This is a genomic window from Dryocola clanedunensis, assembly GCF_038405435.1.
Classification (GTDB): Bacteria; Pseudomonadota; Gammaproteobacteria; order Enterobacterales; family Enterobacteriaceae; genus Dryocola; species Dryocola clanedunensis_A.
Genome location: NZ_JBBYHZ010000004.1, coordinates 257,229 through 278,867 on the forward strand (window position 1 = coordinate 257,229; position 21,639 = coordinate 278,867).

18 protein-coding genes are annotated in these 21,639 nt (G+C 56.9%); 1 reads left to right on the forward strand and 17 read right to left on the reverse strand.

Annotated features, from left to right (window positions below; genetic code table 11):
• Nucleotides 1-58 precede the first annotated feature (58 nt).
• The 14 genes from cpsB to AAE045_RS11880 all read right to left on the reverse strand — a co-directional run bounded on the left by cpsB (nucleotide 59) and on the right by AAE045_RS11880 (nucleotide 14,462).
• The gene (cpsB, locus tag AAE045_RS11815) at nucleotides 59-1,495 is read right to left on the reverse strand and encodes a mannose-1-phosphate guanyltransferase (RefSeq protein WP_455547884.1); all 1,437 of its coding nucleotides are present in this window, start codon (nucleotides 1,493-1,495) and stop codon (nucleotides 59-61) included.
• Entirely contained in the window at nucleotides 1,492-2,733 is a 1,242-nt protein-coding gene (gene wcaI / locus AAE045_RS11820) for a colanic acid biosynthesis fucosyltransferase WcaI (RefSeq protein WP_455547885.1), read from the reverse strand. The genes cpsB and wcaI overlap by 4 nt, the downstream gene beginning before the upstream one ends.
• Nucleotides 2,730-3,209, reverse strand: a complete 480-nt coding sequence (locus tag AAE045_RS11825; protein ID WP_455547886.1) for a GDP-mannose mannosyl hydrolase — start codon at nucleotides 3,207-3,209, stop codon at nucleotides 2,730-2,732. The genes wcaI and AAE045_RS11825 overlap by 4 nt, the downstream gene beginning before the upstream one ends.
• A gap of 2 nt (nucleotides 3,210-3,211) precedes the next feature.
• The gene (fcl, locus tag AAE045_RS11830) at nucleotides 3,212-4,177 is read right to left on the reverse strand and encodes a GDP-L-fucose synthase (protein WP_455547887.1); all 966 of its coding nucleotides are present in this window, start codon (nucleotides 4,175-4,177) and stop codon (nucleotides 3,212-3,214) included.
• A gap of 2 nt (nucleotides 4,178-4,179) precedes the next feature.
• The gene (gene gmd, locus AAE045_RS11835) at nucleotides 4,180-5,301 is read right to left on the reverse strand and encodes a GDP-mannose 4,6-dehydratase (RefSeq protein ID WP_455547888.1); all 1,122 of its coding nucleotides are present in this window, start codon (nucleotides 5,299-5,301) and stop codon (nucleotides 4,180-4,182) included.
• A gap of 119 nt (nucleotides 5,302-5,420) precedes the next feature.
• Nucleotides 5,421-5,963 (reverse strand): colanic acid biosynthesis acetyltransferase WcaF, encoded by a 543-nt coding sequence (gene wcaF, locus AAE045_RS11840; protein ID WP_455548061.1) that lies wholly within the window; start codon nucleotides 5,961-5,963, stop codon nucleotides 5,421-5,423.
• Between the two features lie 88 nt (nucleotides 5,964-6,051).
• Entirely contained in the window at nucleotides 6,052-6,804 is a 753-nt protein-coding gene (wcaE, locus tag AAE045_RS11845; RefSeq protein ID WP_455547889.1) for a colanic acid biosynthesis glycosyltransferase WcaE, read from the reverse strand.
• 18 nt (nucleotides 6,805-6,822) lie between these two features.
• Nucleotides 6,823-8,043: a colanic acid polymerase WcaD gene (gene wcaD / locus AAE045_RS11850; protein ID WP_455547890.1), complete on the reverse strand. Its 1,221-nt coding sequence runs from the start codon at nucleotides 8,041-8,043 to the stop codon at nucleotides 6,823-6,825.
• Complete coding sequence (locus tag AAE045_RS11855) at nucleotides 8,018-9,235, reverse strand: glycosyltransferase (RefSeq protein ID WP_455547891.1); 1,218 nt, start codon at nucleotides 9,233-9,235, stop codon at nucleotides 8,018-8,020. Before AAE045_RS11855 ends, wcaD begins: the two co-directional genes overlap by 26 nt.
• Nucleotides 9,232-9,717, reverse strand: a complete 486-nt coding sequence (wcaB, locus tag AAE045_RS11860; protein ID WP_455548062.1) for a colanic acid biosynthesis acetyltransferase WcaB — start codon at nucleotides 9,715-9,717, stop codon at nucleotides 9,232-9,234. Before wcaB ends, AAE045_RS11855 begins: the two co-directional genes overlap by 4 nt.
• Before the next feature lie 2 nt (nucleotides 9,718-9,719).
• The gene (gene wcaA, locus AAE045_RS11865) at nucleotides 9,720-10,568 is read right to left on the reverse strand and encodes a colanic acid biosynthesis glycosyltransferase WcaA (protein WP_455547892.1); all 849 of its coding nucleotides are present in this window, start codon (nucleotides 10,566-10,568) and stop codon (nucleotides 9,720-9,722) included.
• A gap of 139 nt (nucleotides 10,569-10,707) precedes the next feature.
• Nucleotides 10,708-12,876 carry a tyrosine-protein kinase Wzc gene (wzc, locus tag AAE045_RS11870; protein ID WP_455547893.1) on the reverse strand — a complete coding sequence of 723 codons (2,169 nt, stop codon included), beginning with the start codon at nucleotides 12,874-12,876 and terminating at the stop codon, nucleotides 10,708-10,710.
• 2 nt (nucleotides 12,877-12,878) lie between these two features.
• Entirely contained in the window at nucleotides 12,879-13,322 is a 444-nt protein-coding gene (gene wzb / locus AAE045_RS11875; protein ID WP_455547894.1) for a low molecular weight protein-tyrosine-phosphatase Wzb, read from the reverse strand.
• Nucleotides 13,323-13,328: 6 nt separating this feature from the next.
• The gene (locus AAE045_RS11880; protein ID WP_202304621.1) at nucleotides 13,329-14,462 is read right to left on the reverse strand and encodes a polysaccharide export protein; all 1,134 of its coding nucleotides are present in this window, start codon (nucleotides 14,460-14,462) and stop codon (nucleotides 13,329-13,331) included.
• A gap of 769 nt (nucleotides 14,463-15,231) precedes the next feature.
• On the opposite strand from AAE045_RS11880, the gene AAE045_RS11885 reads away from it, so the two are divergent.
• Nucleotides 15,232-16,812 carry a TerC family protein gene (locus AAE045_RS11885; RefSeq protein WP_455547895.1) on the forward strand — a complete coding sequence of 527 codons (1,581 nt, stop codon included), beginning with the start codon at nucleotides 15,232-15,234 and terminating at the stop codon, nucleotides 16,810-16,812.
• 16 nt (nucleotides 16,813-16,828) lie between these two features.
• On the opposite strand, the gene AAE045_RS11890 is transcribed toward AAE045_RS11885, so the two are convergent.
• The 3 genes from AAE045_RS11890 to AAE045_RS11900 are packed head-to-tail and all read right to left on the reverse strand — an operon-like array spanning nucleotide 16,829 to nucleotide 21,601.
• The gene (locus AAE045_RS11890; RefSeq protein WP_455547896.1) at nucleotides 16,829-18,157 is read right to left on the reverse strand and encodes a TolC family protein; all 1,329 of its coding nucleotides are present in this window, start codon (nucleotides 18,155-18,157) and stop codon (nucleotides 16,829-16,831) included.
• Between the two features lie 2 nt (nucleotides 18,158-18,159).
• Entirely contained in the window at nucleotides 18,160-19,392 is a 1,233-nt protein-coding gene (locus tag AAE045_RS11895) for an HlyD family efflux transporter periplasmic adaptor subunit (protein WP_455547897.1), read from the reverse strand.
• Nucleotides 19,379-21,601: a type I secretion system permease/ATPase gene (locus tag AAE045_RS11900; RefSeq protein WP_455547898.1), complete on the reverse strand. Its 2,223-nt coding sequence runs from the start codon at nucleotides 21,599-21,601 to the stop codon at nucleotides 19,379-19,381. Before AAE045_RS11900 ends, AAE045_RS11895 begins: the two co-directional genes overlap by 14 nt.
• Nucleotides 21,602-21,639: the final 38 nt, after the last annotated feature.

Genomic DNA, 21,639 nt, shown 5'->3' on the forward strand with positions numbered 1-21,639 from the left:
GGGCAACGGTTACCCAACCCACAGGGCTGGCCTGCGGGGAATATTTATTTAATGAGCGTTAAACGCGCCCGTACCGGTCTTTAAAACGAACGATATCGTCTTCTTCGAGGTAGGTGCCGGAACGCACTTCGATCAGGTCGAGCGGGATCTTGCCGGGGTTTTCCAGGCAGTGGGTCATGCCCAGCGGGATGTAGATGGACTCGTTTTCACCCAGCAGCTTGATCTCGTCGCCCAGCGTCACTTTTGCGGTGCCCGCCACCACGATCCAGTGTTCGGCGCGGTGATGGTGCATCTGCAAAGACAGCCCCTCGCCCGGTTTCACGGTGATGCGCTTCACCTGGTAGCGGTCGCCGGAGTCGATAGAGTCGTATTTGCCCCACGGGCGGTACACTTCGCGGTGGTTGTGGTGCTCGTGACGGCCATCGTGTTTGATCTGCTCGACGACTTTCTTCACGCTCTGCACGTGGTCGCGGTCGGCGATCAGCACGGCATCTTTGGTCTGCACAACGATCAGGTCTTTGACGCCAACCGTGGTCACCAGGCCGGACTCGGCGTAGATATAGCTGTTTTCGGTCTCGTGGCTGATCACGTCGCCGTGGTGCACGTTACCCTCATTCGTTTTAGCGCTGATGTCCCACAGGGAGGACCAGGAGCCCACGTCGCTCCAGCCCGCGTCCATCGGCACAACCACCGCATCGGCGGTTTTTTCCATTACCGCGTAGTCGATGGACTCGTCCGGGCAGGCCAGGAACGCGGCTTCGTCCACGCGCACAAAGTCCAGGTCCGGGTCGACGTTCGCCATCGCGTTTTCGCAGGCCTGGAGAATATCCGGGCGGTATTTGCCCAGCTCTTCCAGATAGCGACCGGCGCGGAACAGGAACATGCCGCTGTTCCAGTAGTATTCGCCGCAGGCCACGTACTCTTCGGCGGTTGCCAGGTCCGGCTTTTCAACGAACTGCGCAACGCTGAACGCCACCGCGTCCACGCCCGCCGATTCGGCCTGCCCACGGCGGATATAGCCGTAGCCGGTTTCCGGCTGGTCAGGCACGATGCCAAAGGTCACCAGCTTGCCCGCCTCGGCGTGCGGCAGCGCGTTACGCACCGCGTCACGGAAGGCATCTTCGTTCTGGATAACGTGGTCGGCGGCGAGGATCAGCATCAGCGGATCGCTGTCCGGCTGGTTGCGTAATGCGGCAAGCGCCGCCAGCGCGATAGCGGGCGCGGTGTTACGACCGGCAGGCTCCAGCACGATATTATCAGTCAGCTTGTTAAGCTGGCGCAGCTGTTCCGCGACGATAAAACGGTGCTGCTCGTTGCAAATCACCACCGGGCTTTCGCACTCCACGCCGTTCAGGCGGTTAATGGTGGTTTGCAGCATGGTCAGCTCCCCTTTCAGGCAGAGGAACTGTTTCGGATAGAGGACGCGGGACAGCGGCCACAGGCGGCTGCCGTTTCCGCCAGCCATAATGACCGGATAAAGCTGGGAATGACTCATGGTTTAACCCCGACATCTGGTGCTGATAAGGCAGCGATAAATTGACTCAGCACGTTCTCTTTCTCGAGCGTGCGTTCGGCGTATTCACGGGCGACGGCGTTGTCAGCCGGCAGCTGCAGGCAGCGGACGATGCCGTCGCTCAGCGCGTCGGCGGATTCAGGCTCGACGCAGACGGCAATTCCTGGATACAGCTCGCAAAGCTGGCCGAGCTCGGTTTCCGGCTCTGCGGTAATCACCGCGTTTCCGCCCACGGCCAGAATGTTGGTCAGTTTGGACGGCAATACCGCATCGGCCGCGCCGCGACGCTGGATAACTAAATGGCAGTCCGCCAGCTTCAGCAGCGCGGGCAGCGCGTCATACGGCTGCAGCGGATGGAACACCACGTTGTGTAGATTGCGATCGGCCACCAGTTTTTCGAGGCGGGTTTTGCCGCCGCCCTGGCCGACAATCACGAACACATAAGGCTGGTCGCTGAAGCGGGCAGCGACCTCAATCACCGTCTCCAGGCCCTGCTTTTCGCCGATGTTGCCGGAATAGAGAATGATTTTTTTGTCGGCTGGCAGCCGCAGGCTTTCACGCACGGCCTGCACGTCCTGCGGCGCGATGTCGCGAAAACGCTCTACTTCCGACCAGTTCGGGAAGAAGATCACGCGCTTTGGATCGACGCCTTTCTCGATGGCTTTGTTCATCATCGAGCGGGAGATGGTCGACACGTTGTCGACGTTGTGCAGGCAGCTTTGTTCAAAGCGCTGGGCGAGCTTCGCCACTTTGCTCGTGCTGCCGCCCGCCATGCCGAGGCCCAGCATGGCGTCAACTTCGTAATCCTGAACGTGCAGCAGCGTGCGCGCGCCGCTCAGTTTTGCCAGCAGGCGCATGCCCGGGACGCAAAAGAGCGTCGGCACCACGCCAATAATTTGGTCCGGCTTCCAGCGGCGCTGCGCCATCAGCGGGAAGAAAGAGCTCAGGGCAAAGCTGCCCAGGTGGATCAGACGCTTTAAAGTTGAAGGCTGCTTTGGAACGTATAGCGGGCAGCGCCAGACGGTAGCCGCGCCCTGCTCTTTTTTGTACTTCCAGCCCGAGTAGTCAGGATGCACTTCCCAGACCGGATAATATGGCGGTGCGGTGATGACCCGCACTTCGTGGCCCTGGCTGGTCATCCATTCCACCATCTCACCCGTGTATTTCCCGATGCCGGTCAGCTCGGGTGAGTAGTTAATGCCGTAGACCAGAATTTTCATAATCCGATTACCTTATCTGCCGGCTCCGCGAGGAAGTAGGCACGGCTGTTGTCGTGCACGTCTTCGCTTTCCAGCAGTTCCGCGGCGCTCTGCCAGCGGTATTCATTGTGCTGTTCCATCGGTAGCTGCAGCTCGTCCGCATTCACCCGCAGGCGGAAGCCCAGCACGACGTAGTGCGTGGAGAAATCCTGCCCGGAGAAGTTGTCGTCGTAGAAATGCTGCCAGACGCCGTAAAACTCGCCGTCCTTTAACGTAAAGCGCTTGCCTAATTCTGCTGCGGTTAAACGCTCAAACGCGTCGGCAAGCCGCTCGTCTTTCTGCACGCGCCCGCCCGGCACGAACCAAAAGCCCTGGGCAGGGCGATTGGTTCGTAAACCAAGCAGGTATTCACCCGCCTGGTTTTCGACGACCAGGTCAATGGAAATCAGCGGCGTAGAACGCACTACGGTGGCGAAATCTTCATGACTCAGGAACATGCTTACCCCCGGAACCGGGACTGGTTTTCGAGGAACCACTGGTAGGTGCTGGCAAGGCCAGGCTCCAGGGCAATCTCGTGATACCAGCCGAGACGGCGCAGGCGGGTAACGTCCAGCAGCTTGCGCGGCGTGCCGTCAGGCTTAGAAGCATCGAACACCACGCGGCCACGGTAGCCCGTCACTTTCGCGATGGTCTGCGCCAGCTCGCGGATGGTGCAGTCAACGCCGGTACCGACGTTGATATGCGACAGCATCGGCTCGGTGTTTTCGCCCCATACTTCCGGGTCCAGCTCCATTACGTGAATGCTGGCCGCGGCCATATCATCCACGTGCAGGAACTCGCGCATCGGCGTACCGCTGCCCCACACCACCACGTCCGGCGTGTTCTGCTCGGTTGCCTCATGGAAGCGACGCAGCAGCGCAGGAATCACGTGCGAGTTGCTCGGGTGGAAGTTGTCGTGCGGCCCGTACAGGTTGGTCGGCATCACCGAGCGGTAATCGCGGCCAAACTGGCGGTTATAGGATTCGCACAGCTTGATCCCGGCGATTTTGGCAATCGCGTACGGCTCGTTAGTTGCTTCAAGCGTGCCCTGCAGCAGTTCGCTTTCGGCAATCGGCTGCTTCGCCATCTTCGGGTAAATGCATGAGGAGCCGAGGAACAGCAGCTTGTTCACGTTGTGCGTGTGCGCGCTGTGAATAATGTTGCTCTCGATCATCATGTTTTCGTAGATGAAGTCCGCCGGGAAGCTGTTGTTCGCCACGATGCCGCCCACCTTGGCGGCGGCCAGGTAAACCTGGTCGATTTCCGCTTCGGCAAAGAAGGCGTTCACCGCCGCCGCGTCCAGCAGGTTCAGTTCATCACGGCTCCGCAGCACAAGCTCAACGTCATCGCGCTGCTCAAGCTGGCGGACGATGGCCGATCCGACCATCCCGCGGTGGCCGGCAACAAAGATACGTTTCTTATTCATGCTCAGGACTCCAGCGCGATGGCGACCTCGTAGCCGTGGGACTTCAGCAGGGAGTGCTTCTTCGCTGCTTCCAGGTCTTTGGCAACCATCTCGCCGACCATCTCCTGCAGGGTGATCTCTGGTTTCCAGCCCAGCTTCTCGTGTGCTTTGGTCGGGTCGCCCAGCAGGGTTTCCACTTCGGCAGGACGGAAGTAGCGCGGGTCAACGGAGACAATCACGTCGCCTGGCGCAACACCCGGTGCATCGTGACCGGTGACGGAAACAACGATACCCTTCTCGTCAACGCCGGTGCCTTCAAAGCGCAGTTTGATACCCAGCTGTGCGGCAGCCATTTCCACGAACTGGCGAACGGAGTACTGCACGCCGGTGGCGATGACGAAATCTTCCGGGTTTTCCTGCTGCAGCATCATCCACTGCATTTTCACGTAGTCTTTGGCATGGCCCCAGTCACGCAGGGAGTCCATGTTGCCGAGGTACAGGCACTTCTCCAGGCCCTGGGCGATGTTGGCAATCGCACGGGTGATTTTGCGGGTCACGAAGGTTTCGCCACGGCGCGGGGATTCGTGGTTGAACAGGATGCCGTTACAGGCATACATGCCGTAGGATTCACGGTAGTTAACGGTGATCCAGTAGGCGTACAGCTTCGCTACCGCATAAGGAGAGCGCGGGTAGAAAGGCGTAGTTTCTTTCTGCGGAGTTTCCTGTACCAGGCCGTAAAGCTCGGAGGTGGACGCCTGATAGAAGCGGGTTTTCTTCTCGAGGCCCAGGAAGCGGATAGCTTCCAGCAGGCGCAGGGTCCCCATCGCATCAACGTCAGCGGTGTATTCCGGGGATTCGAAGGAGACGGCAACGTGGCTCATCGCGCCCAGGTTGTACACTTCGTCCGGCTGCACTTCCTGCAGGATACGGGTCAGGTTGGAGCTGTCCGTCAGGTCACCGTAGTGCAGGTGGAATTTCGGGTTAGTGCTGTGCGGATCCTGGTAGATATGGTCCACACGCTCGGTGTTAAAAGAAGAAGCGCGGCGCTTGATGCCGTGAACTTCATAACCTTTTTCCAGCAGCAGTTCTGCCAGATAGGAGCCGTCTTGCCCGGTTACACCCGTGATGAGAGCTACTTTAGTCATAATGGTTTTTCCTCTGTTAAACCTGGTTCTGATTTGTGGATCTGTAGGTCGGATAAGCCTGCGCCACCCGACGCTGCGGCGGAGGGCACTGCGTTTATCCCCCCTACGCACCTACATACCTACAAAGCTCGATCGCGTATTTTTACAGCTGGGTTACCCCGGCAAACGGCATTCGCCGGTAATGATTTATAAACGCTGCTCCGTGCGCCCACGACGGTGCCATCGCCAATCGACACGCCGGGTGAAACAAATACGTCGGTGGCCAGCCAGCATTTTTCGCCGATAACAACGGGCGCGGCGGTAATATCAAAATGCTTGCTCATATAGTCGTGAGAGCCGGTGCATAAATAACACTTTTGTGACACCACGGAATTTGCGCCGATGGTAATTTCGCCGAGGGTATATAAAACGGCGTCATCGCCGACCCAGGCATAATCACCGAGCGTTAATTTCCATGGATAGGTAATTTTTACCGAGGGGCGAATCACCACGCCCTTCCCTACTCTGGCGCCAAACAGGCGTAATAAAAATGCCCGCCAGCGGTAAAGAACCTGCGGTGACCAGGCAAATAATGTTGCCTGCACCGCCCACCAGAGCTGCACTTTTATTCCGTTTGCGCCGCGAAAACCTTTCGGTACGGAGAAACCACTTAATTCCTGCATAAGCATCTCTTATTTCTTATTGCCGGATGACGCTTGCGCTTATCCGGCCTACAAGTTAATTTGCAGCTGTGGGGATGGATCATTCACCTTACGCTTTGTTATATAACGCTTTGGCTTTACCCGTAGTACGCAAACGGAGCTTATAAGATAATTCCGCAATAAAGCCCGGCACGCCTAATATTTTGCGCTGCACGTTTTTTGCATCGCGGCATAATTCAATATTATTGGAGGTGGACACGCCGCCCATAGAAAATTCAGATACCAGCCCCTTGACGCGTTTAAATGCGTAGCCGCTTTTGTACATTCGGGCAGCGAGCGCATAATCCGAGGAGACTTTGTACTGTAAATCGTAAGGGTATTTGCGAAGGCCAGACACCGGGAAAAATATCGCCTGATGGCTGGCGGGCAGGCTGTGATAAATATACCAGCCCTGCTTTGCCCGGCGCTCGATTTTGGTGCCGTCGCCGAAGTCTAATAAGGCGTCGCCAATAATCATGGCATCGTCTGCGGCGGGCTGAGCGGCCAGCTGGCGCACCACGTTTGCGATATCCTGGTGAAAGATATCACCGGAGTTAAGGAACAGAGCGTAGCGCCCCTGCGCCATCGCAATGCCCTTGTTCATCGCGTCATAGATGCCGTTATCTTTCTCGCTGACAAAGCGTAAGCTGTACTGACCGTTGAGGTTTTCCAGGAACTCGGCGGTACCGTCCTGGGAATTGCCGTCGACCACAATCCACTCGAAGGTGATGTCATTTGCCCGTGCAAGGTGTGCCAGAGAGCGCCAGGTTTTTTCGATGCCGGCTAAGTTTTTCCAGGCTACCGTGATAACGCTTAATAACATGATTGTGGACCTCATCAATCAGGAATGGGTTATCTTGAGTGCCTTGCGCAAAATAAATGGACAAACAATCAAGAAAGCATATTCCGGACTAAAAATTGAACCGGTAAAAAACAGCGATACGGGAGTAAAAAGCCAGAGCTGTACGCGGAAATTTTCATTATTTCCAAATGCCGTACGCATCATTTTAAAGACTTTCCACATGTACCAGACTGTCAATAACACTGCGAACCATGAGAAATAAATAATCAGCAGATACAGACCATTGTCTACTGTTTTACCGACGTCCGCACCGTTAAAGATTCCGAATGATGCAACATATTCATATAAAGATCCGAAGCGCACCACACCATCAATATTGGTCAGAGAATATCCCACCATGGCCAGCGGGCCAATTATACGATAATACGATGACGATCCTTCGGTACCTAAATCGCCGAGGCGCGTGGCGATATAAGGGAAAGCAAAAATCAACCCTACTAAAAACACGGATAAAGAGATAATTGCCAGCGGTAATTTTTTCTTTATTGCATTTTTATTAAGGTACTGGAACGCCCACTCAAGAAGGTAGAACAGGATAAAAGTCATTACCCCGGAGAACGATCCTGAGAGGATAATCCCTAAAAGAATCATACCATCTGTTTTCGGGGTTTTGATACCAAACTGTTTGATGCTGAGCCAAATTGAGATTAGTGCCAAAGCGAAAAACGCAGGTTCAAAATAAAGCGCGGTAGTTCGCCTGCCGCCGAAGCTAATAAAGTTCAGAACATAGCTGTTACTGTAAATCAGAAACTTCGAAATTTTCTCAATCAGGCTGCTGCCACCGGTAAGAATAATCTGAGCCATTTCCGCCGCGGCGAGGGTCACAATTATCCCAACCACGATATAAAATAGCCGTAATATCTTGCGGTGATTGCGCAGCGAGATAGTTTTGAAGCGGCAGCTCCAGGTCATCGCCAGAATCAGAACGATATAAACAAACAGCAAGGTCGAGGTGACGTACTTGCTGGGATCCAGCGACTGGCCAAAGATATAGTTAAACGCCGTCAGCACCGCCCCGATGCCCAGAGCAATCATCAGCTTCTTGACGCTGATGCGCTCGATGTACAAAAACAGAATGGCGGGCAGGAAGGTCACGATGGTTATCGGGAAGCTCTCCCCCAGCGAGGCCAGCTTGACGTTGACCACCAGATAGATAAACGGCAGCAGCAGATAGCTACAGATTCTGATAGAACGAGACATACTCCTCCAGCATCTGTTGTCCACTGTACGATTTGCGGCTTACGGCCTTAAAGGTCTGCAAATCCATGGCGAATACCTGCTGGGCCAGCTCGGCCTTCGGCATTTTCACCAGCTCAAGCACCTGCGCGTCGGTGAAGGTTTTTCCGCCCACCTTGTTCAGCACTTCGTCTGCGGCGTCGCTTCCGGTGGCGATGACCGGTACGCCGATGGACAGCGCCTCGCACAAAATCAGCGGGTAGTTGTCCACCCGTGAACTGAACACCAGCGAATCCATTTCGTTAAGCTCGCTCATCAGCGCTTTTTTATCGGTCATATAGCCGTGGTTAACCACGTTCGGACCGCTGAAAGGCGAGAACTTGCCGAAGGTGTGCAGCTCAATTTCATCGCCCAGGGCCATCATCGCCTCAACCAGCTTCTGATTCGTTTTGCCGTCGTAGCGCAGATCGTGTGCAACCACCGCCACTTTCGGTCGGCTGTTGCTCGGCTGGGTTAACGGCAGCTCGGCGAGAATGGCTTCCGTCGCCACGTCGATGCCGTTATTGATAATTTTGCAGCGCCCTGCCCCGTAAATCAGGTTAAACGCGTCGGCGACGTGCTGGCTCGGGGAGATGAACTGGCATCCCAGGGCGAGCATTTCGCGCAGCAGCTGGCGCTTGGTATCCAGCAGCAGATGCGCCCGATCGACTTTGACCGGCGGATAGTTGTTCAGGGTCGGGCATTTCCCGCAGCCGGTCTTCCAGCCGTCGCAGCCGTCGGTAAACGCGCAGCGGCCGGTGATGCTCCAGTGGTCATGAAGCGTCCAGACGAAGGTGACATCGCTTTTATGCGCTTTTACGCGCTGGCAGAACTCCACCATCTTCTCCAGATTCAGCCAGTAGCTGTGCACCACGTGGAAGTGCAAAACCACGGGGCCAGCCTGACGGGTCACTTTGCGATAGAGATTATTAAGGTTGCCAAACGGATCGCGGTTAAAGAAGCGGAACAGCACGATGTTGGCAATGGAGGTCAGGCGCGGAGTATGTTTTTCGACGCCGTGGAATTTGTCATGGCTGGCGCTTTTTTTACCGCCCTTGCCGTAGCCGTAGATAAAGCGGGAAGCCATACCGGCCTCACGAGCGCGCTGATGGAGATCGAGGGCAACGCCCGCCGCTCCGCCTTCGGCCAGGCGCACGTTGAATTGCATAATGTTCATTTAATTACCTTTACTCGCGCCTTCTCACCTACCACCAGCGCGTTGTCCGGCACGTCATCCAGCACGACGCTGCCCGCGCCGACGGTGACGTTATCGCCAAGCGTAATATCGCCAATAATGACGACGTTGGCGCCCAGCTCGACGCCGTTGCCGATAACCGGGCAGGCGAGGCTCTTGCCACGGTTGCCGATGGTGACCCCGTGGCGGATGGTGAAATCGTCTCCGGCCACCACGAACTTATTGATGACCACCGCGTAACCGTGGTGGATCACAAAGCGCCGCCCGATGGTTGCCGCCGCCTGAATTTCATAGCCAAACAGGCATTCGGTGATAAAGCGATAGGCCAGCAGAACGGGCGCCGCCCAGAGGTTGTTGAGGACATTCTTTTTGCGCCACACCGAGCAAAAATGGGCGATGCGGTAGGCCAGCACCATGCAGCACGGGCGCAGGCTCCAGGAGTTTGCACGCAGATCTTCCAGCACCATTACCTCCCCCGCAGCCCGTCAGCCAGCCGCTTGGTGTTGCGCACGGTCAGCAGCGCCATCAGCGTGCGCAGCGACATGCGCTTGTTGCGGATCTGGTAGAGGGTAAAGAGCTGGTATTTCTTGCTGCCGCGGTCAAATTTATCTTTATGCTTGCGGTAGAAGTGGAAATACCCGGCGAATTTTTTAGGGGATTTGGTGATCTGCATTTCACCGTGGTTGATGTGCAGGATCTGCGTCGCCTCCTCCACTTTCCACGGCTGGCCGAACTCCACCACCATACGCAGGAAAATATCGTAGTCCTGAGCCGCCGCCAGCTGCGTGTCGAACAGGCAGTGCTTAAAACGCCCGGCGCTGGTGAACACCTGGTTGCCGATGATATTGCGCTTATAGAAAAGCTTCAGGGAGTACGGGGATTTAGGGTACAGCGGCAGGCTGGCAGGCTGGGAATAAACCTGGCCTTCGCAGACATAGTCATTGGCATAGAGAAACGCGTGGGTGACCAGCTGGTGCTTGTGCTCAAGGAACACGGACAGGCGGTTTGGCGTCCACTCGTCATCGTCATCAATGCCGGTAATAAACTCCCCGCTCGCCTGGCTAATCGCCTGGTTGCGCACCGAACAGGCGCCGGAGTTAAAATCATTGCGGATGTAGCGTACGCGCCTGTCATCCAGCTCTTCAACAAAGCGCTGAAGCTGCTCGAAGGAAGAGGAGCAGTCGTCAACGATAATCATTTCCCAGTTTTCGAAATCCTGGCGCAGCACCGATTTAATGGCGCGGATCGCCAGCTGCTGACGATTCCAGGTAGGCATATAAATAGAAATTAACGGGCGCGATTCGGTGGTATTCATAACACTCCCCAAAAAAGTCTCGTTGATGAGAAAAGTGCGGTGCAGCTGTCTGATGGTGGATGGCGCTGGCGCTTATCCCCCCTACCCCTGCGAGACGTAGGGCGGATAAGCTGCGCGTCATCCGCCGCGCAGCACGGGCTTATTTAGAATCAGATTTATATTCGTACTCGTAGTAACCGTAATCCTGGTACCCCGTCGCACGACGGAAGATGGAGTTCAGGATCACGCCGCGCACGTGGATACCGTTCTGTTCGAAGCGGCTCATACTGGTTTCTACTTCTTTGAGGGTGTTCACCGCGTAGCGCGCAACCATCAGCGTAGTGCCCGCGTGGCGGCCAACAATGGCTGCGTCGGTAACGGCCAGGATTGGCGGGGTATCGATCAGCACCAGGTCATAGTTCTGGCTCGCCCACTTCACCAGCTCGCCGAAGCGATCGCTCATCAGCAGCTCCGACGGGTTCGCAGGCACCTGGCCGCGTGGGATCAGATCGAAGTTAGGCACCGACGTCTTCTGCGTGCAGCGGCTGATATCGCCCATGCCGGAGAGCACGTCCGACAGCCCGTTGACGTTGGTCGTCCCCAGCAGCTCGTGGGTGTAGCCCTTGCGCATATCACAGTCAATCAGCAGCACGCGCTTGTTGGTCTGGCTTATCACCGCCGCGAGGTTGGCGCAGACGAAGGTCTTACCGATGGACGGGCTGACGCCGGTAAGCATCAGCACGTTATTGGAGGCCTGCATCATGGCAAAGTGCAGGCTGGTACGCAGGCTGCGGATGGCTTCGATAGCCAGGTCCGTCGGATTGCCCACCGCCAGCAGCTGGCTTTGCTTGTTACGTCTGGCCCCTTTGACGCCCAGCACCGTGGCGTTGTCGCGGGATTTCTGCCATTCGGACAGCGGAATGCTGGCGTAAACGCTAAGCCCCGCCTCTTCCAGCACGGCCGGGCTTTCGATGCCGCGGTTAAACAGCGAGCGCAGCAGCACGCCGACAATCGACAGGATCAGGCCCAGAATAATTGACCCCAGCACGATCAGCGCTTTCTGCGGCTTCACGATGCCCGGCTGGGTAATCGCCGAGTCAACAATACGCACGTCGCCGACGGTGCTGGCCTCGGTGATTTTCAGCTCCTGCTGTTTGTTCAGCAGCTGCATGTAAACCTGCTGGCCGGACTCCACGTCACGGGTCAGACGCACGATCTCCTGCTGGGTTTTCGGCATCTGGGTGACGCGCCCGTTCAGGCGTGCTTTCTCATCTTCCAGCGTCTGACGCTTTTCCAGCAGCGTGCGGTAGGCCGGGTGCGCTTTGGTGTAGAGCTTGGAGATTTCGGCCTCTTTGAAGGTCAGCTCGTTGAGCTGGGCATCAATGTTGACCATGGTGTCGAGAACGGATTTGGCCTCAAGGGAGAGATCGACCGAATCCTGCTGCTGGCGGTAGGCGTTCAGCTTGTTCTCCGCGTCGTCAAGACGGGTGCGGACGTCCGGCAGCTGCTCGGCAAGGAACTTAAGGCTCTTCGCCGCCTCTTCGGATTTGCGCTGAACGTTCTGCTCGAGGTAGTTGCGGGTAATGCTGTCGAGGATAGCGCGGATCTGGTCTTTGTCTTCACCGGTATAAGAGAGGCTAAGCACGCCCGTATCTTTGCCGTTTTCAGCCACGGTCAGGTTGCCCTGAAGCTGGTTGATCATACCCAGCGTGGAGTATTTGGTGACGGTAAAGGTGTCACCAACCTGAGCTTTAATGGCGTCAACCGTCATCGAAATGCCCGCTTTTTCCAGCGGCTGGCCAACCTGCCCCTTCGCGCTGAAGCCGTTATCGCTGGTCAGCTGGTACTGGGTCGGGCTAAGCACTTCAAGGGTAAAGGTGTCTTTGCCCATCCCCGCAGGCAGAGCAAAGCTGCTGACCTTTACCGTGTCGTTCTGGCGCCCGTGCAGGCGATCCCAGCCCGCGCCAAACAGCCAGAAGGTGTTTTTGACGACCGAAATATCCAGGTTAAGGTCATCAACGGTTTTGCCCATCACCAGGCGCGACTGGATCAGCTGCATTTCGGCAGCGGAAGCAGGCGGCTTGTTGGAGAGCGCCGAGTTAATGTCGTTAACCAGGGAATTCCCGGCGTTCTGTTCGATCTGCACCAGCGCATCCGCCTTGTAGATAGGCGTGGCGAACAGCACGTAGATTACGGCCAGCAGTGCAAAAACCGCGGTGATGCCCAGCACCCACCAGCGGGCTTCAAGCACGGTGCCGAACAGGCGGCCAATATCAATTTCGTCGTTGCCCTCGGTCGAGGCGCTCGAACGGTGTACTTTGTCAGTCATTGTTATCCCTGATGAGCGTTGAGTGCGTTAGCCCACTTCTGGGCGGAAAGGTCGAGGAGGTCGTAAACCGCTTCGAAAGCTTCGCGGCTTTTGCGATACGGATCGGGAATTTCCCGCTCCGCATCCCAGTGACCAAAGAGCATCACTTTGCCGCGCATCTCCGGCGCAATTTCGCAAATGGCGGAGATATGGCGCTTTTCCATCGTAAGGATCAGGTCATAGTCACGGCACATACGGCCTGAAACCTGACGAGCACAGTGTCCTTCCAGGGAGAGGTTATGCTGCTGCGCGACGCGAATCGCGCTGGCATCCGCCCCCTTTCCGACCAGCGCCCCCAGCCCCGCCGACTCCACGGTCAGTCCGGGCTGGTAGGTTCTTAGCAGCCGCTCCCCCGTGGGCGAACGGCAAATGTTCCCCACGCACACCACAAGAATTTTGTTAAACATAGCGCGTTACCATGTATGAAGATCGCTGGCGGTATCCGTCATATAACGAACGCCACTGATGGTTGGCAGCAGCTGGTTGATCAGACGGTTCCAGCGGGTGACCGGTGCGGTAGTGACGTACACCACATCGTATGGCTGCAGCTGGAATTCGGTGCCCATCACCAGCGAGGTGGCGTCGGACATATCCAACTGGTAGATGTTGGCGATTTTGCCGCCCTGCTTCTCTTTGAGCGGTCGAATCACGAAGATGCCGCTGGCGTTCGAGGCGGTCATGTCCAGCCCTTCCGCCTGGCCCAGCGCTTCGGTCAGCGTCATGCCGCTGAAGTCCATCTTCAGGGTGGTCTGCTTCTTCACTTCGCCCATCACAAAGACTTTCAGATCGTCGTTGCGCGGCACAAACAGGATGTCCCCCGGATACAGCAGATGGTTCTGGCTCAGATCGCCGTTCTGCATCAGGGCCTGCAGGGAAATACGCTTTTCCTGCCCGTTGTGCGTCAGGACGACGTTGCGCCAGTCGGCCAGATCGGTGAGGCCGCCCGCGGCGTTGATCGCATCCAGGACGGTTAACGGCACGTTGGTGATCGGCTGCTGGCCGGATTTATTCACCTGGCCTGAGACGTACGCTTTCTGCGAGCGGAAGGCGGCGATATTAACGTCCACCTGCGGGTCAGCAATGTACTGCGCAAGGCGGCCGGTAATATCACTACGGATCTCGGCAAGGGTTTTGCCGGTCACTTTTATTTTGCCCACGTACGGATAGAACACGGTGCCGTCTGACTGCACCCAGTTACCGGCATCGCTTGAGCTGCGGTACTGGCCCGCTGGCGTGGTTAACTCAGGGTGGTCCCACACGGTGACGCTCAATACGTCCCCAGGCCCGACGCGATATTGATACTGGGAGATCTCCTGGTCCAGAGACATATTTGGCTGCGCAACGGCAGGACGCACGCGTAATTGCTCAACCAGACGCGGCGTTAATGGATAAACGTTGACCATGCGATCCAGATCGAAGTCTGCATCCTGTTGCTTGATAACATCTTTTCCCATCGTAGACATATTGCTACCGGGAAGTACTGTGCAACCGCTCATCAGGGTTACGGATACCAATAAAGGCATCAATTTAAGTTTGTATTTTATCATTGAGTATTTATCACTATGGCAGAGTAATTATCCTGAGCGAATAAAATAAGCGACCGGATATCATGAGGACGCACCAGAAAATTGAACATACTGACCGCCAGAAATTAACTGGCATCAGTCCTAAAATTCGCTTATTTCCCGACATCTTATTGACAGAATAATTGAGGCTTAAACTCTTGCTTTCAGGCATGCTACCGCCCTTGGCTTACAGTCACCAACCCACTGAAAAGAAAGCAGATAATAAGAGGACTCCGAACTTAAGATAAATCTGTAGTATTTATCTTTTATGAGGAGTTACGAGTAATGAAGCGCTAAAGTGCCACACCAATCAATTATAAAAAAATACATTCCTTGCCAGACACTGGTATCGATTGTTACAGCTAACCCAGGCGCAGGCAAGGCACCAAATGATAAGAAATAGACTTTTAAGAATAATATTAAGCACACAAAACCCGTGCTTTAGGATTTTCTTTATATTGACAACATTGAATATCAAACGGCAGGGTGAGTGTTACAGATATATCTCATATATATAATGTCATATTTATTTCTTATTCCTGCCTGAAGGCGTTCTTTTCTTAATTGTTTACCCTGGTTATTGCAGGGATATATAAAAAACAAAGTTTTTTAACCTTAATAGATAAGATTAATCTCAGGGTGTTATTGCATTTTGGCTAAGGGTTATCCATTCTTTTCATGTGGCATAACTTATATCAGGCTTCGCTGCCGCAGGATTTTCACCCACTGCTAAGAGGAAAGACAACGCCGTATGGAATGGATCGCCGATCCCTCAATCTGGGCTGGACTGGTCACGCTGGTGGTTATCGAGCTGGTGCTCGGCATTGATAATCTGGTCTTCATCGCCATCCTGGCCGAGAAGCTCCCCCCTACGCTGCGCGACAGGGCCAGAATTACGGGCCTGATCCTTGCCATGCTGATGCGCCTGCTGCTGCTGGCGTCTATCTCCTGGCTCGTCACGCTGACGAAACCGCTGTTTACCCTGGGCAGCTTCGGCTTCAGCGCCAGGGATTTAATTATGCTCGGCGGCGGGCTGTTCCTGCTGTTTAAGGCAACGGTGGAGCTGAACGAGCGGCTGGAGGGCAAGGACAGCGAAACGCAAACCCAGCGTAAAGGGGCGCGCTTCTGGCCGGTAGTGGCGCAGATCGTTATTCTGGACGCCGTTTTCTCCCTGGATTCGGTGATTACGGCGGTGGGGATGGTCGACCATCTGGCGGTCATGATGGCGGCGGTGATTATCGCCATCGGCCTGATGCTGCTCGCCAGCAAACCGCTCACCCGCTTTGTGAACGGCCACCCGACCATCGTCATTCTCTGCCTGAGCTTCCTGCTGATGATAGGCTTTAGCCTTATTGCGGACGGCTTCGGCTACCAGATCCCAAAAGGCTATCTGTACGCCGCGATTGGCTTCTCGGTGATGATTGAATCCCTCAACCAGCTGGCGATATTCAACCGCCGCCGCTTTCTGTCGGCGAACCAGTCCCTGCGCCAGCGAACTGCGGAGGCCGTGCTGAGGCTGCTGAACGGGAAAAAAGAGGAGGCGGAGCTGGATGCGCAGACGGCCTCGCTGATCGCCGACCACGACCCGCAGGCCGATATCTTCAATCCGCAGGAAAGGCTGATGATTGAACGCGTGCTCAATCTTAATCAGCGCACCGTCAGCAGTATTATGACCTCACGCCACGACGTCGAGCACCTGAAGCTAAGCGAGAGCGAAACGCACACGCGGGAGATCCTTGATAAAAATCAGCACACCCGCATTGTGATTACCGATGATAACGATGAGATCCTTGGCGTAGTCCACGTTATCGATTTGCTCACCCAGTCGCTAAAAGGCGAACCTCTTAATATAGAAACCCTGATCCGCCAGCCGCTGGTTTTCCCGGAAACTCTGCCGCTGCTGCAGGCGCTGGAGCAGTTCCGCAACGCGCGTACGCACTTTGCGTTCGTGGTGGATGAGTTTGGTTCTGTGGAAGGCGTGGTGACGTTAAGCGACGTCATGGAGACCATCGCCGGCAACCTGCCAAACGAAGTTGAAGAGATAGACGCCCGCCACGATATTCAGAAAAATGCCGACGGCAGCTGGACGGCCAACGGCCATATGCCGCTGGAAGATCTGGTGCAGTACATTCCCCTGCCCCTTGACGAAAAGCGCAGCTACCACACCATCGCGGGCCTGCTGATGGAGTACCTGCAGCGCATTCCGGGCGCCGGAGAGACGGTGAAAATCGGCGGCTACGAGCTGAAAACGCTGGAAGTTGAAAGCCACCGGGTGCAGAAAGTGCAGATTATCCCGCAGGGAGAGGATGAAGACGAATGGGAATATCCGTAACCTCCGCCATCGCCGCTCAATGAGCCCTGTCGGCGCCGTCCAGCCAGGGCAGCAGCAAACCGGCGTCTTTGCGGATCGACAGAATGCTGTACCAGGCGTCAAAGCGGCTTGAAATCGCGTTCACCTGGTTGTTGTAGTGGTCGGTCTCGGCGATCAGCACGTCCAGCAGGCTGCGCTTGCCCAGGTGATACCACTGCTGATAGAACATCCAGCGGATCCTGTCGCTCTCTACGGCAAGGTTCGCATAGCTCGCAGCGCGCCTGTTATATTTCTCCACTTCCTTGAACTGGGTCCGGATACGGTAAGTCACGCGGCGCATCAGATCTTCCCGCGCCTGCCTGTAGGCTTCGGCGCTGTGTACCGCGGAAGAGACTTTTGCCATCCCGGAAAACCCCTCGAAGATGTCCCAGCTGATGGACAGCCCGACCTGCAGATCGCTTTCCTCGCCATAGTTTGCGGCGGCAAAGCCTTTGTAGGCCACCAGATCGAGCCGGGGGAGCTGCTTCGCCTGCTCTTCTTTCGCGCTGGCGAGCCACGCCCGGTACTGCGCCTGCGCCTCGCGCATCATCGGTGTTGCCTGTAAATTCCCGAGCGCCGCTTCGGCGTCCGGCATCTGCATGTCCCACAGGCTGTCTACGGGTAAGGGATCGCGCGGTTCGTCACCGAGCCACTCGTTCAGCGTCACGGTCAGCGTCTCTATTTCTGCTGCCGCGTCGTCCCGCGCCTCTTCGGCCTGCAGCAGCCGGGCCTGCGCCTGCACCAGCTCGCTCCTGCGTCCGCCATCGCTCTGTACAATACGCCCGAGCATGGTCACCAGCTCCTGCATCCGGGCGGCGTAAACCCGCGCGGTCTGCAGAATGGCCCGCTGCTTCCCGAGTCTGACCTCCGTCCCGGTCACGTTAAAAGCGAGTTCATCAAGCTGAGAAAGGTATTTCTGCGCGGCGGCCACGTCACGGTACTCACGATTTTTAATGGCGTTCGCCAGCCTGCCCCAGTCGAAGACCGGCATGGTCAGCGACGCGCTGAAATCGCCGTCGTTTGCGTAGCGCTTATAGCGCCCGCTGCCTTCGGTGACGGGCATGACGGCGGCGTTAACGTGCAGCTGCGGCCAGCGCTCCCCTTTGGTGACATCGATATCGTCCGTCGCTGACCGCCACTGTTCGTAGAGCTGGCGCAGCTGGTAGTCCCTGGCGACGGCAATGTTTACTTCGTGATTAAAGACGCTCTTCACGGCAATCGTCTTATTTGAGGCAGCCCGCAATGAAAATGCAGAGCAGGCTAAAACGCTGCAAAGCAGCATGGCCGCAACGCCTTTCAGCCTTAGCACATCCCTGACTGGCTTCATGTTCATCTTTCCCTGAACGCTTCCCGCGATTTCAGCACCGGCTTGAGCAGGTAGCTGAGGATGGTTTTCTTCCCTGTTTTAATTTCCACGGCGGCGGTCATCCCTGGAATTATGGGGTGATCCTGCCCGCCCGCCGTCAGCACGCTGCGCTTCGCATGCACCCGAATGCGGTAATAGGTGGTTTCTTTCTGCGCCCCGCCGCGCGGGTTTTCTTCCAGCGTGTCGGCGCTGATGTAGGTGAGCGTTCCGGCTAACCCACCATAAATAGCGTAATCATAAGCGGTGAGCTTCACCGTGACGGGCAGGCCGGGATGCAGGAAAGCCACATCCTCAGGACGCACCTTCGCCTCCACGATAAGCTCGTCCTCCAGCGGGATAAGCGACATGATATCCGTTCCCTGAGGGATCACCCCGCCGGGCGTGGTCAGGCGAATGTTTTTCACTACCCCGCGCGTGGGGGCGACGAGGGTCGTGCGCTGGAAGAGATCCTCTTTGGCCTGGGTATTCTTCTTAGTCTGCGCCAGCTCCGATTCAAGCTTCACCAGCTCCGCATTGGCTTCCGACCGGTAGCGGTTTTGCCGCTCGGTGATTTGCAGCCGCAAATCGTTTGCCTGCCGCCTCATACGCAGCAGCTCCACCTCCGACATCAGCCCCTGCGCCACCAGAGGCGCTGACATCCCGATCTCTTTCTCCGACAGCTGAAGGCTGCGCCTGAGCACCGCAACCCCGTCATCCACCGCTTTTTTCCTGGCCTGATACGCTTTGGTTTCATCGCGAATAATAGACGGCCAGGCTTTCAGCGATTCAGGAAAAACCAGCGCCGTGGCATAGGCTTCCGCGTGCAGTCGCGCAACAGAGCCTTCCAGACCGGCAACTTTTGACGACGTTTCCTGCCAGGCGGAGCGCGCCTGGGTGGCATCGAGCCTGAGCAGCACCTGTCCTTTCTCAACAATCTCGCCTTCGTGAACGTTCAGCGCGCCCAGGATGCCGCCGTCGAGGCTCTGGATCACCTGCTCGCGGCCGGCGGGAATAACCTTGCCCTCGGCTTTGACAATCTCCTCCACCTGGGCAAGCGACGCCCAGACGCCGCCCGCTACCAGCACGGTGAGGATAAGCCAGAGCACCAGCAGCGTGCCGGGGGTGGACTGGTTGAGCAGGGCGGCACGGGCGTCCGCCATAAATTCGCGGTCAACGGCCCTGATGCGTACCTCACCGCGTGAATTACGCCTCGCCATGCTGTCCTCCGTTTACGACTGGCTCTGCGCCCTGCTTCTCCTGCGCGCCGTTTTTACTCAGCCTTGCCAGCACCTCCGCCTTCGGCCCGTCGAGCACCACCCTTCCCTCCTCCATCACGATGATGCGGTCAACCTGGTTGAGCAGCGAAAAGCGGTGGGTGACGACAACCAGCGTCTGCCTGCGGGTGGCCGCGGCGAGGCGTTTAAGAAAGGCCGTTTCCGTCTGGGTATCCATCGCGCTGGTCGGCTCGTCCATCAGCAGGAGCTTTGGCTGCGACAGCAGGCAGCGCGCCAGCACCACCAGCTGCTGCTGCCCGCCCGAAAGCCCCTGCCCATGCTCGCCAATCGGCATTTCATAGCCAAGCGGATGACGCCGGGCCATCTGATCCAGGCCGGTCAGCCGACAGACGGACAGGAAGGCCTCCGTCGTGCAGCCGGGGCTGCCAATCTGCACGTTCTCTTTCAGGGTGCCGTAGAAAAGCCTTGCGTCCTGCCCGACAAACCCCACTTCGGCGCGCCAGTCCGCCGGATCTATCTGCAGTGCGTCCAGCCCGTCCATCAGGATCTGGCCCTGGCCCGGCTGATAAAGCCCGGCCATCAGCCGCAGCAGCGTTGATTTACCGCTGCCGATGCGGCCAAGAATGGCGATGCGCTCGCCGGGCGTGATGCTCAGGCTTACCCCCGCCACCGCCGCAGGACGGGGCAGACCATCGTGGGACGGCCAGCTAAAAGAGATATTTTTGAGGTTAAGCGTTCCCGTGAGCCGGGGAGCAGCAAGATATTTTCTGCCGGGGTCGCGGTCGACTGGCCTGCTCATTAAGGCCGAAATGGATTTCATGGCCGCGCGAGCCTGCTGGAAACGGACGGCGAGGCCAACGATCTGCCCCAGAGGCGCGGTGATCCTGCCGGCAAGAATGACGGTGCCGATAAGCCCGCCCATCGACAGCTCGCCGTCGCTAATCAGATAGACGCCCCAGCAGACCAGCGCTACCGTTTGCAGCTGCTGGACGGTGCCGACAAAATTGGAGGCCAGCCCGGACAGCAGGCGTGATTTCATGCCGGTGGCGGAAAGCAGCGCGCTGTATTCGTCCCAGCGCCGCTGCATAAAGCCTTCGCCACCCGCGGCTTTTAATGACTCCAGCCCTTCGACTGATTCGATCAGGATCCCCTGCCTGATCGATCCCTCGCGCAGATTCTCCTTCATCAGCCGCGCCAGCGGCCACTGTATAAACAGGCTGACAATGATTATCAGCGGAATAGCCACCACGGGGATAAAGGCCAGCGGCCCGCCAATCGCGGCGATAATAATGACAAATAGCAGCACAAAAGGGAGATCGCTCAGGGTGACCAGCGTGGCGGAGCTGACAAAATCACGCACCGTTTCATACTCGCGCAGCTGGTTGGCAAACGAGCCTGCGGAGGCGGGCTTGTGCTCCAGGCGCAGCGACATCGCATGGCGGAACAGGCGGGAGCCGATAACCAAATCCGCTTTCTTCCCGGCCATATCAAGCAGCCAGGCGCGGATGTTACGGGCGACAAACTCAAAAACGATAGCCAGCATGACGCCTGCGGCCAGCGACCACAGCGTGACAAAGGCCTGATTTGGCACCACGCGGTCGTAGACGTTCATGGTAAAAAAGGTACCCGCCAGCGCCAGCACGTTGATCAACATGGCGGCGAGCACGGCGTTGCCGTAATAGCGTCGAAAATGCCACAGCGTGCCCCAGAGCCAGTGCCCCACGGGAACCCGCTCTTCTTCCCCTGAACGGCGATCTGCCTGCGGGCGGGGCTTAACCAGCAGCGCATAGCCGCTGTATTCCTGCTCCAGATCTTCCGCAGAGAGTTCTATTTTTCCGTTGCCCGCTTCGGGAGCCAGCAGCGTATAAACCTGCTCGTTGCTCTCGTTACTCCTCGAGTCGGTAAGGATAAATGCCCCGCCGGTACGGCGCAGCAGGATTACGGGAAATAGCCATGAGCTAATAGCGTCGATATCGCGCTGAATTATCGTCGAGGCAATAGCCACCCTTTCCAGCGCTTCGCAGGCTATTTGTGGCGTCAGCCGCGGCGCTTTTGGCAAACCGGAAAGTAATACCCTGCGGCTGACCGAATGACCATGGTACTGGGCTATCCACAGCAGCGCGTCAGCCAGCGTATCCTGCTGCTGAGTTCCGCTATTTTCAGCGGTGGCATTTTGGTTTACTGCATCCATACTTTTGCTTTACCGTCCCAGGCGTGCTGCGTGACTAT

Excerpts from the sequence above, each read along its gene's own strand:
- AAE045_RS11895 (WP_455547897.1), bottom strand. The coding sequence starts at position 19,392 with ATGGCGAGGCGTAATTCACGCGGTGAGGTACGCATCAGGGCCGTTGAC.
- AAE045_RS11900 (WP_455547898.1), bottom strand. The coding sequence starts at position 21,601 with ATGGATGCAGTAAACCAAAATGCCACCGCTGAAAATAGCGGAACTCAG.
- fcl (WP_455547887.1), bottom strand. The coding sequence starts at position 4,177 with ATGAATAAGAAACGTATCTTTGTTGCCGGCCACCGCGGGATGGTCGGA.
- wzc (WP_455547893.1), bottom strand. The coding sequence starts at position 12,876 with ATGACTGACAAAGTACACCGTTCGAGCGCCTCGACCGAGGGCAACGAC.
- gmd (WP_455547888.1), bottom strand. The coding sequence starts at position 5,301 with ATGACTAAAGTAGCTCTCATCACGGGTGTAACCGGGCAAGACGGCTCC.
- AAE045_RS11885 (WP_455547895.1), top strand. The coding sequence starts at position 15,232 with ATGGAATGGATCGCCGATCCCTCAATCTGGGCTGGACTGGTCACGCTG.
- wcaF (WP_455548061.1), bottom strand. The coding sequence starts at position 5,963 with ATGCAGGAATTAAGTGGTTTCTCCGTACCGAAAGGTTTTCGCGGCGCA.
- wcaD (WP_455547890.1), bottom strand. The coding sequence starts at position 8,043 with ATGTCTCGTTCTATCAGAATCTGTAGCTATCTGCTGCTGCCGTTTATC.
- wcaE (WP_455547889.1), bottom strand. The coding sequence starts at position 6,804 with ATGTTATTAAGCGTTATCACGGTAGCCTGGAAAAACTTAGCCGGCATC.
- wcaI (WP_455547885.1), bottom strand. The coding sequence starts at position 2,733 with ATGAAAATTCTGGTCTACGGCATTAACTACTCACCCGAGCTGACCGGC.
- AAE045_RS11855 (WP_455547891.1), bottom strand. The coding sequence starts at position 9,235 with ATGAACATTATGCAATTCAACGTGCGCCTGGCCGAAGGCGGAGCGGCG.
- wzb (WP_455547894.1), bottom strand. The coding sequence starts at position 13,322 with ATGTTTAACAAAATTCTTGTGGTGTGCGTGGGGAACATTTGCCGTTCG.
- AAE045_RS11890 (WP_455547896.1), bottom strand. The coding sequence starts at position 18,157 with ATGAAGCCAGTCAGGGATGTGCTAAGGCTGAAAGGCGTTGCGGCCATG.
- cpsB (WP_455547884.1), bottom strand. The coding sequence starts at position 1,495 with ATGAGTCATTCCCAGCTTTATCCGGTCATTATGGCTGGCGGAAACGGC.
- wcaA (WP_455547892.1), bottom strand. The coding sequence starts at position 10,568 with ATGAATACCACCGAATCGCGCCCGTTAATTTCTATTTATATGCCTACC.
- AAE045_RS11825 (WP_455547886.1), bottom strand. The coding sequence starts at position 3,209 with ATGTTCCTGAGTCATGAAGATTTCGCCACCGTAGTGCGTTCTACGCCG.
- AAE045_RS11880 (WP_202304621.1), bottom strand. The coding sequence starts at position 14,462 with ATGATAAAATACAAACTTAAATTGATGCCTTTATTGGTATCCGTAACC.